We start from the raw sequence: 13401 nt of genomic DNA, 5'->3' as shown, positions 1-13401 counted from the left end.
CTATAGGGAGGCCGGCCTACGCCATTTCTTCCATTTCAAAACCCGGAACCAGCTCCAGCGGCATATCCTGATAGCAAACCGGACGCAGGAAGCGGCGGATTGCCATGGTGCCGACTGAAGTTGCGCCGAAGTTGGTGGAGGCCGGGTAAGGCCCACCGTGAACCATGGCATCACACACTTCCACGCCGGTCGGGAAGCCGTTTGCCAGCACGCGGCCTGCTTTGCGCTCCAGCAATGGCATCAGCTTGCGGGCTTCTGCATGGTCTGCAGCATCAATGTGGATGGTGCAGGTCAGCTGGCCTTCAATGGTGCGCGCCACATCCTGCATCTGATCGATGCTCTTCAGCTTGACGACAATGCCGAGCGGGCCGAACACTTCTTCCTGAAGCTCTTTGTTGCCGAGCCAGTTTTCAGCATCAGTCACGAACATATATGGTTTGGCGCCACGGGTTGCGCAGGCTGTGCCCACCAGCTCCTCAACACTCGCTTCGCCAGCGATCTTTTCAGCGCCGGAGCGGTAAGCCGCTGCGATGCCATCTGTCAGCATTGGCTGCTCGCCGGTAGCGCCCAGAGCTTCCTGAGCCTTAGCGATGAAGGCATCTGCCTCAGCGCCTTCCACCAGCAGAACCACACCCGGATTGGTGCAGAACTGGCCTGCGCCCATGCACAGGGAACCAGCCCAACCGGCCGCGATGGCATCACCGCGATTGGCGAGGGCATTCGGGAAGATGAAGTTTGGATTGACCGAGCCCAGCTCGCCAAAGAACGGGATCGGCTCAGGGCGGGAGGCGCACAGATCAAACAGTGCGCGGCCACCGGCCAGAGAACCGGTAAAGCCAACGGCTTTGATCAGCGGGTGCTGCACAAGGGCGGTGCCAACCTCACGGCTACCGCCTTGCACCAGTGAGAATACACCTGGATGCATGCCACAGGATTTGATCGCTGCGTCAATGGCTTGTGCCACGATCTCAGCCGTGCCCGGATGAGCCTCATGGCCCTTCACGACCACCGGACAGCCCGCTGCCAGCGCTGAGGCCGTATCGCCGCCTGCAGTGGAGAACGCCAGCGGGAAGTTGGAGGCACCGAATACAGCCACAGGACCAACCGGACGCTGGCTGAGGCGCAGGTCAGGTCGCGGCAGAGGCGCACGATCTGGCATGGCCTCATCGTGTGTTAGGTCCAGATATTCACCTTTTTCAATATGGTCGGCGAACAGGCGCAGCTGGCCAACGGTGCGGCCACGCTCACCGTTGAGGCGCATTTCCGGCAGGCCGGTTTCAGCGCAGCCCACTTCGGTGATTTCTGCGCCGCGCGCGTCGATCTCGTCCGCCACAGCGCGCAGGAACTTGGCGCGCTCTGCGCGGGTGGTCCAGCCGAAGGTCATGAAGGCGTCTTCGGCAGCCTTTACGGCGCGGTCAACCAGCTCAGTGGTGCCGCAGGCATAGCTTTGGGCAGGACCCGAGAACGGGGATGACTCGAATTTCTGGGCGTTATCGACCCATTCTCCGGCGATGAGATGGCAACCTGTTAGCATCGTTTCCTCGGCACATGAAGTTATCTGGCAGGCGCTGCGCCGCTGATGTGCAGCCCACAGCTGAATTTTGACAGTGATATATCACTATCTTCTATCAGGTTCAAGCCGATAACTTCATATTGTGCAAAGGTCTTTTCTACCGCAGATCTGTAAGGGCCTCATCTTCCACGCGAATTCGCAGGGCAAGGATGGCACCATTAAAGCCGGAGAACAGGAAGGCGATCGGGAACAGGCCGAGCACCATGGGGGCGGTGAAGATCTCCAGTGCCACCAGCAAGTAATTGGGATGACGCACAAACGCAAACGGTCCCTTGGTCACCAGCGGCGTTTTCGCCACAATAATGCGCGTGGTCCAGCGACGACCCATGCTGAGCAGAATCCAGAGGCGGAACACCTGCAAGACGGCGAACACCATCAGCCACGGAAGGGAGACCGGTTTGTCGTAGCCCAGCACAACAAGCGCGATGATCCACGCCACATGCACGCTGACAATCAGCGGGTAATGGGAGGCGCCGACTTCATAGGCCCCTTCTTCCAGCAAGCGTTTGGTGTTGCTGCGGGCGATGACCAGCTCGGAGAGGCGCTGGAGGATGATGAAACCCAGAAACAGCAGGGCAGCTAAGGAAGCATCAGGCATTGATCACCCCCTCTGGTTTTGAAAAATCAGTTGCGTCCCGGTGCCCGCCAGCTTCTGACGGAACAATGGTGACCGGTTGGAATGAGGCTGTGAAACCGGGGCCAAGGGCGCACATGACCATGTTGCCCTGCGCGGCACGCTCCAGAACCCGCTCCAGCACAAACAGCACAGTTGGGGCGGACATGTTGCCGAACTCCTGCAGGATCTCGCGCTCCACATCCAGAATGCCGGTGGGCAGATCCAACGCGCCTTCCAGCGCCTGCACCACCTTCGCGCCGCCTGGATGGCAGACAAAGCGGTCGACGCCAGTCCTTTCCATGGAAAGGGCAGTGAGACTGCGCTCTGTTACATCGCGGAAGTGCTCTGTGGCAAAGTCGGGAATGGAGCGGTCGAACACAACGCCGAGGCCGTGTTCTTCCACGTTCCAGCCCATGATGTTGAGCGTATCCGGCCACATCTCCTGATGGCCTGCCCCCAGCTGAAACACTGGTTTAGCCCCTTCTGGCTTGCTGGTGGAAAGGCAGGCGGCGGCTGCGCCATCACCAAACAGTACGGTGGCGATAATATCGGCCTTGGTGAGCCGGTCACTGCGGAAGGAGAGCGTACAGCCTTCCAGAGCGACCATGAGCACGTTGCTGCCTGGTTTCGCCTGCGCCAGCTGCTGTGCGATGGAGAGGCCGGAAACGCCTCCGGCACACCCCAGCCCGAACACTGGCACGCGCATGATGTCCTGCCGGAAGCCCATCTGCTTCCAGGCCTGCGCTTCCAGCGTTGGCGTTGCGATCCCGGTGGAAGAGACGGTCACGACTGTATCGATCTCATCCGCACGCAACCCCGCTTTAAGCAGCGCTTTGCGGGCGGCGGTGATGAACAGCTCCGTTGCGCCGCGCACATAGGTTTCGTTTCTGGTCTTCCAGTCCTGAGGTTCCAGAAACCATTCCAGTGGCGCAAAGGAGTATCGGGTTTTGACACCGGCGGTCAGAAACGTGCCAGCCATGCGCTCGAACTGCGCAAACTTTGGCCCAAGAATCCGGCGTGCGTAGTCCAGCACCAGAGTCTGGGGTAATTCATAGGGCGGCACCGCTGTCGCAAGGCCGGTCAGGTAAACGGGCATCGGCTCTCCAACCCTGCTTTCTTTCTTGCCAGAACATGCATCATCAACTTTATAGGCCTTGACCAAACTGCTGAAAATCCGGCGTTTTTTGGGGTTGTTTTGGTGGGGTGAGATTGAGTGCTACGGATTGTCAGAGTGCGGCTTGCCCGGCCTCCCGTTCAGTTGCGGATTTCATACGGTAGATGGTGATTGCCAGCAGTGTGGCATTGGTGATGTCGTTGAGTGACCCACCCCAGGATCCCACGATCAGGGCGTTGACCATCCATGTGAGCGCACAGGAGAACATGGCGACGCGCATCTGGATTCCGCTGAGGCAGAAGAGCGCGAAGCCACTCATGAGAGAGGCAGTCCATGGCAGCAGGTCAATGAGGCCTTCATACACCATCACACTCATGACGGTTTGGATGACAGCAAAGATGCCAAACCATGTGTAGCCTTTGAAGCGCAGGGAAACGAAGGACCGCACACCATTGATGCCAAGGTTTGCGCCTGCCACATACGCGCCCATGAGCACATAGTGGATGCAGAACAGGGAGCAGCTGACAAAAAGCAGGCCGCGAAACAGCTGATCGCGCTTGGTGGAAAAACCAACCATGTTGACGGCATAGGCCGCCAGCCCAAAGCCCTGTATGACGAGTGGATCCATCTTCCATTTTCTTTCTTATTGGAAGAGGAGTGTAGGCGTGAAAGACCGGCAGATCGTCTGTAATAGCGCGGGTCAGAGATACTACGCGCTGGATAAGTTGTGGCTCAAAGTGTCAGAGTAAAGCGGTGCAATGTCAACGGGTTGCCATTCAGGTGGACGGTCTTGGTTCCGTCTTTATCCCAACGGAAACCACAGACCCGCAGTACGTTGGAAGAGGCCGGATTGTTGTCCGCCGCAAAGGCTTCCAACTCCGTCAGATCCCCTTGCGCCCGCACCAGATCCGCAACGGCAACAACCGCGGCTTTGGCGTAGCCTTTGCCGAGGTATTTTTCGCCCACGCGGTAGCCCAATTCTGCCGTGTCCAAAGGCTCGGAACCCAGTTTGCGCAGGTTGATGCGGCCCACCAGTTCACCCGCCTCAGAACGCATCAGATAAAACCGGTCCGGATCCGCCATCAGATCACGAATGACCTGCTTCAGAGACTCTTCCTCAAAATGCTCTGGCCCGCGCGCTGGTACCCATTTTTCAAAGAAAGTGCTGTTGCTGCTCTCAAACTCCAGAACATCAAGAGCATCCTCCTCGCAGATTTCGTGAAGGGTGAGGGGCGGCAGGGCAAGGTCGCTGGGTGTATTCATAAAACAGGCACTGTTAAAAAAGGACAGGTGCAGCCTACAGCATATACGTGCAAAGAGAAAACCCCTCACGCTGGCAGGCGCAAGGGGCTTTCGGTTTCCACTTTTCAGCGATACGCTTTAGAGGTCTTCGCGGGAAAGAGCGTGGGCCGGAATGCTGGAGCAATCCATTTTCACCATGCCCTGACCGTCCAAGTATACCCAGTTGCGGTTGATGCTGGTTGCCAGATATTTCTCATCATCTGTGTGCACCAGTTCATCCTGTTTGAACTTCGGCAGGATCCAGGCCTTCATCAGCACCCAGTAGAGCGCAAAGGCGGTGAAGAAGCCAACGAAGTAGGAAAGGTCGATGGCGTAGATCGCCAGTGCACCACCCACGGCCCAGGCAATCAGGCCAGCCGGATTGCAGCCTGCAATGTATTTGAACTGGCCTTCTTCCTCATAAAGCTCTGGCACATTCAGGCGGCGTTTGCGGATTACAAAGTAATCGCAGATCATGATGCCACCCAGAGAGGCGAGCATGGCGCCGTAAAGGCCGAGATATGTGAAGAGGTGATCAAGGATTAGCCATGGCATTGCCAGCGTACCGACGATTGCTGCCAGAACCAGACCCATGGCGTAGGTGATCCATGGAGCGCCTGCGTTCACGAAGGTCAGCGCTGCTGGGATCAGGTTTGCACTGGTGTTGGTAGACCACTGTGCCAGCACGACCATGACCAGCAGAACCACCAGAGTGATGCCGGTGCCCTGACCCTGAATAACTGTGATCGGGTTCCAGTCACCTGCTGCGATGAAGGAGACAGCACCGATCAGCGCGATCCAGCTCTGCACCACTGGCAGGGCGATGAACTGAGCGAGGAATACGTTCTTATTGCGCTTAAAGAAGCTCTTGGTGCCAGCTTCAACTTTCAGGAAGCGGGTGATATTTGGAATGTCGACTGCCAGAGAAGACCAGAAGGCCATGTTGGCAACAAACAAAGCCACGATGGAGATTTCTGCGTCGCCTGCAAAGGACCAGATGTCTTTTCCGCTTGCTGTGGCCAGACCATCAAGGGTGAAGTACATCCAGACGGAGATCGCCATGATTGCCGGAGCTGCGATTTTCGCAAGACGCTCAACAGCGCGGATGCCCATGGCGGTGTTGATCACCTGCAGCACAGCAAAGCCGATGTACCAGACCACCCAGTTATCAAAACCGGTGAGGTAGGAGAAGATGCCGTTCAGCGCCAGCGCGCCAAGGTAGGTTTGAATGCCGAACCAGATGGCTGCCACGATGCCGCGGGTGATGGATGGAATGTGTGTGCCCACGGTGCCAAACGGCGCGCGCAGGTAAACAGCGAAGGAAATGCCGTGCTCGGTGCCGATGTCTGCTGTCATCGCCATGACGATGCCAAGCAGCAGGTTGGCGAAAAAGATTGTTGCAATAACGATTGGAAGAGGGAGACCCGCCACACCGCCAGCACCCAGCTGGAAGGTTGCGATGATCACCGCCATCGAGATCCAAAGTCCAATGTAACCGCGATTGGAGATGGCACGTTGATTAAGCCAGACGGGAAGGATGGCTGGCTCCATGAGGCGGGATTGGCCGCGCGAAGTCTCATCCATAACTTGGGTTTGCGCCATGTTCTAGATCCTGATGTATATCTAATTTTCTGAGACAGTAAATCTTAGCAGGGCGCAAGTATGCGCGTGCAAAAACAGCGCCCACAGCAAGAAGTAGTGATGACATTACCGTTTGCCGGTAGTTGCACTACATGCACTGTGAGGCTGAATACAGCCTGATGAGATTGTTCTGCTAAAGTCGGCTAACTAACCTGAAAATATGTATTGCGCAAGTAGGTCAGAGCAAATTTTACTAGATTTTCGCAAAAGTATTAGAGTGAAAATATTTATCAAGCGCGAAGAAAACTTCAAAACTAAGTTTTTTGATCAGTTGGTAAAAGTATTTTCTGGGGTAATTCTTGAAGGCAGCTGAAGGAGTTCTGCTCACGTTAACTCCCTCAACCCTTTAGGTGTGCGGATCTTGGCTGTGTATTTGATTTTGGGGCCATAAATAACTTCGATTGGAAAGTTAATCGCGAGGTCGCCATAGAGCGCCTTTATGGTTTCAGGTTCAGGATGCTCCAGAGTAAACGTCTCAAGCCGCGCGCCCAGATCCGGAATGTCTGAGGGGTTTTCAGGCACGCCATAGCGGTCAATCAAAGAAGGCGCAGCGCCCTCCAGCGGCAGGCTTCCATCCTTGGCAATGGAAAAGGCAAACTCAGGATCGCCCTGAGGCAGAGGAACATGCTCTCCAAAAATGTTAGGGTGTTTGGTGAGGACTGGATCGATGGATTCCACGCCAGCAACCCAGCCTCTTAAACGCCGGCCAGCGTTCCACTCGGCTTTGACGGTCTTCTGATCATCCAGACCAAACCATCGTGCACGATTGGGAGCAGTGCAGTTTGGATCAAGTGCAACAACTTCAAGATAAAGCGTTCCACCGAGCTGGAGGCGATGATTATGTGTTCCCATGTAATCATGACAAACACCAAAAGGAACCTGAAGACCTAGGCAGTCTTCAACGTGCTTGACGCCATCCCTTAAGGTCGGCGCAATCACCGTGATATGGTCAAATTTTAACATGCTGCAAGGCTCTGAAAAGTTACGGCAGGACTGAGGATTATCGGTGCACTCCACGAACAGGGTGCAATTGCCACGGGGGAATGTGTGGCTTAGGAATGTGTAACAGTTTGGAACACATTGACGGAGGTGTCCAGTGCTAGCGGTAGATGCATATGTTTTGAGGCTGTGTCGCTGAGGGACTTTAAAAGCCTAAGCTGGAAAAGAGACAAACTGACAGATGCTCTACAACGCCGAAAGGATAAGCGCTGCACTACCAAAATTCAGGATGAATACCAGTGCCATTTGCTTCCAGCCAGGAGCAACCAGGTAAGCCTTATGCGGCTTACGGGGATGGTAGAATACTGTTACCCCTAAGTTGTCGTGGTGATCTATGTAGCGGAGTTGCCATTTCAACAGTGCGCGCAGATTATAGGATACTTGGACGTGCCATACGTTAATCCTATCGCTTTCATAGGGCACACCATCAACAGAGTAGCTGTAAAGCACCTTCGCTCTGTAGTTGGTTCCATCATCTGAACCACCACCCCAGCCATGGACCGATTCTTCATGCAGTTTACCGATGACACTTGGCCATTTGCTTATTCGGTACATGTAAATCAACGAGTACACGCCCATCAGTGCGAAGTATCCGGCGGCTGTCAGTAAAATCGCATCACGGTCGCCTACAGCAAGAAGTTCAAAATACTCAGTCATATGCATAGGTTAAGTTGAAAAGTGTTTGTTGCCAAGACGGCAGAGTAACTCCTAACCGTCAGCGGATGGGCAAGCCCCGCAGGAACCGGCAATAATCGACTTTTGCTTTAGCACCTCCAGAATTTTCTCGAAGTCTCCCTGATCAAGGCCGGATTGCTCTTCGATCACCTGTGAGATGTGCGCGATTGTTTGGGTGCGCAGCTCCTGACCTTTGTCCGTCAGCGCGACCTCAATGGCGCGGCGGTCTTCTTCCGAGCGTTGGCGCTGCAAAAGCCCGAGTTTCTCGAACTTATCGACCAAGACAGTCACGTTGGAGGGCAGGCAGAACAGTAGGTCTGCCAGCTTTCCCATGCGCACGGGCGTGCCCAAGTGCAGTAGCATATTGGTTTCTGTGGGGGTGAGCTTATCAGCATACTCAGAGTAGGATTTGTGAATGCGGCCCAGAATTTCCTGAAACTGGAAAAGCACAAGCATGCTGGCTGGTAAGTCGTTCATTTTGCTCGCTTCCTCACGTCTGCACGTGGCGTTTTAGCAGGTTTGCTTTAAAAAAGTAATATTTATAATATTGAACTATTAAATGATTGCAGTATATAAGGCGCAACAGAACGGAGTGAAGATATGTCCAAGTCAGTTGTGATTTATGGTGGTGGTGTTGCCGGTGCGGTCCTTGCCACGCAGCTTGCAAAACACGCGAACGTGCAGCTTGTGAGCCCGCTTGATTATTTTGAGGTGCCCATGGCGATGCCACGGGTGGCCGTGCAGTCAGACTATGCCCATCAGGCCGTCATCCCGTTTCACTCCTTTCTAACGGGCGTGGATTTCATTCACGGCAAACTGGAGCGCTTCACAGGAGAGACCGGACATGTGGTGGCAGCTGATGGGTCTGAACGCGCCATTAAGGCAGATATCTCCATTCTTGCCACTGGCAGTCGTTATCCCTCTGACCTGATCCGTCCGATCGAAGGCTCCACGAAAGAGCGGCATGCGGCGTTCAAATCAACCCACGGCGCAATTGAGGCTGCTCAGAAGATCCTGCTGGTTGGCGGTGGCCCGGTCGGGATTGAACTGGCCGGTGAAATCAGCGAGAGCTTTCCGGGCAAATCCATCACTCTGGTGGAATGCAGTAGTGAGGTGTTGAAGGGAACCTCCCGCAAAACGGCCAATCATGCGGTGAAGGTGCTGCAACAGCGCGGTGTCAAGTTCATGCTCGGCGAGCGGGTGCTTTCACCGGAGCCATCTTCCTCCCAAAAAGCAGAGGCCGGGCAGGCCAAGCTCTCCAGCGGGGCTGTGGTGGAGTATGACCTGATCATCTGGTGCATCGGTGGCAAACCCAACACGGACTACATGCAGCAGGATCTGGCTCATCTGTTGGACGCTCGTGGTTACATCGCCGTTGAAGAGACGTTCCAGATGAAGGGCAAGAACAACGTGTTCGCTCTTGGTGATATCGCCGGGATCGATGAGGTGAAGAAGGCGCTTTATGTGCGCGGACATGTGAAGACTGTGGCTCACAACGTGCAGCAATTGCTCAAGAACCCACAGGCGAGGCTGAAGAGCTACAAGCCGAAAACCAACGACACCATGATGCTGGTCACCCTTGGCAGCGAGGGCGGTGTTGCGGATATTCCGCCGGTTGGCACTGTAAAGGCAAACTGGTTTGCCCGCATGGCTAAGGCGAAGACCATGCTGGTCCCTATGTACCGCAAAGCGCTTGGCGCCTCCGCTAAGGCTTAGGGGTGGCTTCATGAAACTGGGAATACTGGGTGCTTCCGGCTTTGTGGGCCGGGAGCTGTGCAAAGCCGCGCTGGCACAGGGCCATGACGTGCGAGTCCTCGCCCGCAGCGCTCGCTCTGCTGAGCAGGTGCCGGAGGGTGTTGAGGTGATCTTTGGTGATTATTTCAATGCTGCAAGTGTGCGTGAGTTAGTTGACGGCGTCGATGCCGTGCTCACCACCATTGGCCCACCGGAAACACGGCGTTCACCGCTGAAACCTGCGGACTTTGAAAAAGCCATGCAGCAGCTTGTGGCAGCGATGCAAGAGGCTGGCATAACCCGTGTGATCCATCTGGCAAGCGCGGGCACGCGATACAGAGAAGAGCCGCTCACTCTCAGCCGTAAACTGATGCGGTCCATTCTCAGCGTGATCGTGCCAGTAGTGATCCCGTCCAAAGAAGCGGAGCTGCGCGTGCTGTCAGAGTCCGACCTCAACTGGACCTCCATCCGCCCGCCGTTGATCGCCACCAATGTGAAAGGCCAGCTGCAAACCAGTGAGACGGAGACGCAAGGTTTCCGTGTGGATGTCAGTCAGCTGAGTGCATTCATGCTGCGGGTGGTTCTGGATGAGCGCTGGTTCAAAACTGCGCCGTTTGTGGGGACGCGGTAGTCGACCCGTCCATCAAACTTCTGCCTGAAAGCGCTCTTCTAACAGAGCTGCTTCCTGCTCAGCTGACAGGCCACATTTTAACGGAACATCCCGCCGTGTCCGATCCCACTCAAGCAGCGGCTCAAGCGTTTCGGAAAGTGGCCGACAGGTTAAGCCTGCGGCCTCTGCGCGGGCGGTGTCCACGTTCATGAAGTGTGTGTAGTCGGAGGCGGAGGGGATCATGACGGGAAGATCCGTCCAAGGCTGAATGCCAGCTTCCAGAATGTATTCCTCGTCCACCCACTTCAGGCGAGCAGGGGAGCCGGAGACTGAAATGATCTGCTGAAGCATATCGCCCAGTCGCATGGGCGCGCTGGTTACATTCCAGACGCCGCCGCGTTGTTCCTCTGCGCAGGCCAGAGCAAACTCCGCCACATCCTGTACATCAATCATCTGCACATCTCGGGAAGTCGGAGCAGGGGCTGGCACCTCTGGCGTGTCAGCTGTGGCCTGGTCAATCCGCCTAACCCACCAGGTCAACCGATCCGAATAATCTCCTGCACCGACCAGCAGGCCTACACGCAGAGACGTCACTCGATCTCCAAGCATGTCCTCTGCCTCAAGCTCACAGGCGTGCTTGAGGCGGCCATAGGAGGCGCCGTAGGAATGTGCCGAGCTGCGCTCCTTCGGTTCCAGATTGCGGGCGAGCGCAAGATCTTCTTCGGTTGGAAGCGGCACCGCATCCTGTTCATTCAGCAAAGGCTTGGTGAAGGTTCCATAGGCGGAGATGGAGGAGATAAACACATAGCGCTGCAGGGTATCTCCGAGTGCTTCAAGCAGATGGCGTACCGCATCCGGTTCAAAGGCGCAGGTATCAAAAGCCCAGTCGAACTGTTGCTCCTGCAAGGTGCTCAGATCACCATGCCGGTCCGCTGTGATAGCCTTCACGGCATTTGGCAGCGAGCGGTTGGTGTTGCCGCGCACCAGAACGGACACTTCATGTCCTGCGCTGGTAAGTGTCTCTGTTAGTGCACCGCCCAAAAACCCAGTTCCACCGACAACCAAAACCCGCATGATGTTCTCCCCATTCGCGCACCCAACCTAGCGGGCTGTATGTGTTTGTCCAGCCACACCTTCAGGTTTCACAACCAGAGCGATGTTGACCGACCGAGGAGGCTCTGATATTTCCCCAGCCCTCAGCTGCAGCAATAGGTGCGCAGCACAGTATGGAGCGAACCATGTCTTTCCGTGTTTCGCCCTTCAAAGGGCACTGATCCTTCTCAGAGCCAGCGCTAGCGGCCTGTAGGATCTTCTTTCGAGCCAACGCTCGGAAACACTCTCAAGAACTATAGGCCATTTTCATGGGCAATTTACGCTTGGATTGTGCGGGCAGCGCTACAGTTGCGCCTGCGCCAATCCATCGATTTTACGGGACTTCTGCCTGGATCCTTGGGGATGCAGAAGTCCAACTCAACAAACTTGCGCAGCTTGAGGCGGTTCGCCAGATTGCAGCGTTTCCTGATCTTCATCCCGGTCCTGTGGGTGTTGCCATCCTGTCTGACAGGGTGCACCCGCATATGATCGGCAATGACATCGGCTGCGGGATGACCGTATTCCGCACCTCTCTAAGCGCTCACAAGCTGAAGCCGCAAAAGCTGGCAGACCGCTTGCGTGCGTTGCAGGACTACACCGATCCGGCTGAGGGGCAGGCGCGTCTGCGCAGTGCTGACTTGCCGGATGATCTTGCAGTCACAGCCATCGGCACCATAGGTAGCGGCAACCACTTCTGCGAAGTGCAGGTTCTGGCGGAAACGCCGGATGTAGAGCTTGCTGCCAAGGCTGGTTTTGCCAAAGGTGATGTGCTGCTTTTCGTCCATTCCGGCTCCCGCTCCTTCGGAGCCAGCATCTTTGCGGACTATGCAGAGGTTGGATCGGATGGGCTAGCAGAAGAGGATGAGCGCACTGCGGCTTACCTCAAACTGCATGATCTGGCTGTGCGATGGGCAAGCCTGAACCGGCAGATCATTGCACAACGGGCAGCCGCTGCTCTGCGCTGTGATGTGGAGCTGGTGGTCGACAGCAGTCATAACCTCATTGAGCGGTATGGCGATGGCTTCCTGCACCGCAAAGGGGCTGCGAAAGCGGACGTGGACTTTGTTCCGCTGGCAGGCTCTCGCGATGCAAAGAGCTTTCTGTTGAAGCCAACCGGCACCAAACCGGAGGCATTGGCATCTCTGGCACATGGAGCGGGCCGCAAATACGACCGTGCCTCCATGCATGGCCGGATTGCCAAGCAGAAATCCGTTCGCAATGCTTTGTCACGTACCTCTTACGGAGGCCGCGTGGTCTGTGAGGACAAACAGCTCCTCGTGGAAGAAGCACCACAAGCCTACAAGAACTCCGAGGATGTTCTTGCGCAGCTGGCTGAGGCAGAGCTGGCCACGTGTGTTGGGGTGATGACACCGGTCGTCACGTTCAAAACCGCTCGTGGGGCAGAAGAGCGGAGGAGCAAGCGATGACGGAGAAGACGTCCGTTCGTCTGCTGTTGTCATCCGGAGACGGGCCTGCGGAATGCAGGCTCGCCCTTTGCCACAGCGTTGCAACTATGGAGAAAACAGCAAAAAAGCTTGGGCTCTCCTTTGCCAGTGATCCGGAACGTGCTGACCTTTCCGCAAATGTTGCGTCTGCTGAAGTGACACTTGCAGGTGAGGGGGCCAAGGCTTTTGCCAGGGCATGGTGCGGCACGATCAAGTGGACTTGCCAGAGCCCCTTCCGCCCCAACCATAAACGGCAGAACTGGTTCATCGGCGTCTATGAGCTGCCAGTATCTGCAACAGAAGCCGGAGAGTTCAACGCAGAAGATCTGCGCTTTGAAACTCTGCGGGCTGGTGGTCCGGGCGGACAACACCAGAACAAGACCGAAAGTGCGGTACGGGTTACTCATGTGCCCACAGGCCTTTCTGTTGTGGCGCGCGACGAACGCTCCCAACACCGCAACAAGCAGATCGCCGTGCAGCGTTTGCAGGAAAAGCTCGCAGGTCTTTCTGCGGAAGAAGGTGCGCGCCTGCGAAAATCTGAACGCTTGCTCCACCACCAACTGGAACGAGGCAATCCGGTGCGGTGCTTCAAAGGGGAGCGGTTTAAGGAAGTCTGATCTC

At 56.0% G+C, this 13401-nt stretch carries 14 protein-coding genes; 4 read left to right on the top strand and 10 right to left on the bottom strand.

Annotated features, from left to right (window positions below; all coding sequences use genetic code 11):
• Positions 1–16 precede the first annotated feature (16 nt).
• The 9 genes from QT397_00730 to QT397_00690 all read right to left on the bottom strand — a co-directional run bounded on the left by QT397_00730 (position 17) and on the right by QT397_00690 (position 8376).
• Positions 17–1534: an aldehyde dehydrogenase (NADP(+)) gene (locus QT397_00730; GenBank protein WNZ53929.1), complete on the bottom strand. Its 1518-nt coding sequence runs from the start codon at positions 1532–1534 to the stop codon at positions 17–19.
• A 136-nt stretch (positions 1535–1670) separates the two neighbouring features.
• On the bottom strand, positions 1671–2171 hold the full coding sequence (locus tag QT397_00725) for an isoprenylcysteine carboxylmethyltransferase family protein (GenBank protein ID WNZ53928.1): 501 nt from the start codon (positions 2169–2171) through the stop codon (positions 1671–1673).
• Positions 2164–3351 (bottom strand): type III polyketide synthase, encoded by a 1188-nt coding sequence (locus tag QT397_00720; protein ID WNZ53927.1) that lies wholly within the window; start codon positions 3349–3351, stop codon positions 2164–2166. Before QT397_00720 ends, QT397_00725 begins: the two co-directional genes overlap by 8 nt.
• Positions 3352–3415: 64 nt before the next feature.
• Positions 3416–3931, bottom strand: a complete 516-nt coding sequence (locus QT397_00715) for a YgjV family protein (GenBank protein ID WNZ53926.1) — start codon at positions 3929–3931, stop codon at positions 3416–3418.
• Positions 3932–4035: 104 nt separating this feature from the next.
• Complete coding sequence (locus QT397_00710; protein ID WNZ53925.1) at positions 4036–4566, bottom strand: GNAT family protein; 531 nt, start codon at positions 4564–4566, stop codon at positions 4036–4038.
• A gap of 117 nt (positions 4567–4683) precedes the next feature.
• Positions 4684–6186 carry an NCS1 family transporter gene (locus tag QT397_00705; GenBank protein ID WNZ53924.1) on the bottom strand — a complete coding sequence of 501 codons (1503 nt, stop codon included), beginning with the start codon at positions 6184–6186 and terminating at the stop codon, positions 4684–4686.
• 363 nt (positions 6187–6549) lie between these two features.
• Complete coding sequence (locus QT397_00700; protein WNZ53923.1) at positions 6550–7188, bottom strand: VOC family protein; 639 nt, start codon at positions 7186–7188, stop codon at positions 6550–6552.
• Between the two features lie 222 nt (positions 7189–7410).
• A complete protein-coding gene (locus QT397_00695; GenBank protein ID WNZ53922.1) occupies positions 7411–7881 on the bottom strand; it encodes a DUF3592 domain-containing protein in 471 nt (156 codons plus the stop codon).
• Between the two features lie 51 nt (positions 7882–7932).
• Entirely contained in the window at positions 7933–8376 is a 444-nt protein-coding gene (locus QT397_00690) for a MarR family winged helix-turn-helix transcriptional regulator (protein ID WNZ53921.1), read from the bottom strand.
• Positions 8377–8499: 123 nt separating this feature from the next.
• Here QT397_00690 and QT397_00685 point away from each other — a divergent pair, with 123 nt between their 5' ends.
• Both QT397_00685 and QT397_00680 read left to right on the top strand, forming a co-directional pair.
• Complete coding sequence (locus tag QT397_00685; GenBank protein ID WNZ53920.1) at positions 8500–9615, top strand: FAD-dependent oxidoreductase; 1116 nt, start codon at positions 8500–8502, stop codon at positions 9613–9615.
• Positions 9616–9625: 10 nt separating this feature from the next.
• A complete protein-coding gene (locus QT397_00680) occupies positions 9626–10264 on the top strand; it encodes an NAD(P)H-binding protein (GenBank protein WNZ53919.1) in 639 nt (212 codons plus the stop codon).
• 12 nt (positions 10265–10276) lie between these two features.
• Here QT397_00680 and QT397_00675 read toward each other — a convergent pair whose 3' ends face one another.
• Positions 10277–11317, bottom strand: coding sequence for an NAD-dependent epimerase/dehydratase family protein (locus QT397_00675; protein ID WNZ53918.1), 1041 nt, complete (start codon positions 11315–11317; stop codon positions 10277–10279).
• 287 nt (positions 11318–11604) lie between these two features.
• Between QT397_00675 and QT397_00670 the strand changes: the two genes are divergently transcribed.
• Positions 11605–12762 (top strand): RNA ligase RtcB family protein, encoded by a 1158-nt coding sequence (locus QT397_00670; protein ID WNZ53917.1) that lies wholly within the window; start codon positions 11605–11607, stop codon positions 12760–12762.
• A complete protein-coding gene (gene prfH, locus QT397_00665; GenBank protein WNZ53916.1) occupies positions 12759–13397 on the top strand; it encodes a peptide chain release factor H in 639 nt (212 codons plus the stop codon). Before QT397_00670 ends, prfH begins: the two co-directional genes overlap by 4 nt.
• The last annotated feature ends 4 nt before the right edge of the window (positions 13398–13401 follow it).

This window comes from Microbulbifer sp. MKSA007, from assembly GCA_032615215.1.
In the GTDB taxonomy this organism is placed as follows: Bacteria; Pseudomonadota; Gammaproteobacteria; order Pseudomonadales; family Cellvibrionaceae; genus Microbulbifer.
Note: the sequence above shows the minus strand (reverse complement) of the source record. Positions and strands in the feature narration are given on the sequence as shown.

Coding starts and splice junctions, on each gene's coding strand:
- QT397_00730 (WNZ53929.1), bottom strand. CDS start 1,534: ATGCTAACAGGTTGCCATCTCATCGCCGGAGAATGGGTCGATAACGCC.
- QT397_00725 (WNZ53928.1), bottom strand. CDS start 2,171: ATGCCTGATGCTTCCTTAGCTGCCCTGCTGTTTCTGGGTTTCATCATC.
- QT397_00715 (WNZ53926.1), bottom strand. CDS start 3,931: ATGGATCCACTCGTCATACAGGGCTTTGGGCTGGCGGCCTATGCCGTC.
- QT397_00710 (WNZ53925.1), bottom strand. CDS start 4,566: ATGAATACACCCAGCGACCTTGCCCTGCCGCCCCTCACCCTTCACGAA.
- QT397_00705 (WNZ53924.1), bottom strand. CDS start 6,186: ATGGCGCAAACCCAAGTTATGGATGAGACTTCGCGCGGCCAATCCCGC.
- QT397_00700 (WNZ53923.1), bottom strand. CDS start 7,188: ATGTTAAAATTTGACCATATCACGGTGATTGCGCCGACCTTAAGGGAT.
- QT397_00695 (WNZ53922.1), bottom strand. CDS start 7,881: ATGACTGAGTATTTTGAACTTCTTGCTGTAGGCGACCGTGATGCGATT.
- QT397_00690 (WNZ53921.1), bottom strand. CDS start 8,376: ATGAACGACTTACCAGCCAGCATGCTTGTGCTTTTCCAGTTTCAGGAA.
- QT397_00685 (WNZ53920.1), top strand. CDS start 8,500: ATGTCCAAGTCAGTTGTGATTTATGGTGGTGGTGTTGCCGGTGCGGTC.
- QT397_00680 (WNZ53919.1), top strand. CDS start 9,626: ATGAAACTGGGAATACTGGGTGCTTCCGGCTTTGTGGGCCGGGAGCTG.
- QT397_00675 (WNZ53918.1), bottom strand. CDS start 11,317: ATGCGGGTTTTGGTTGTCGGTGGAACTGGGTTTTTGGGCGGTGCACTA.
- QT397_00670 (WNZ53917.1), top strand. CDS start 11,605: ATGGGCAATTTACGCTTGGATTGTGCGGGCAGCGCTACAGTTGCGCCT.
- prfH (WNZ53916.1), top strand. CDS start 12,759: ATGACGGAGAAGACGTCCGTTCGTCTGCTGTTGTCATCCGGAGACGGG.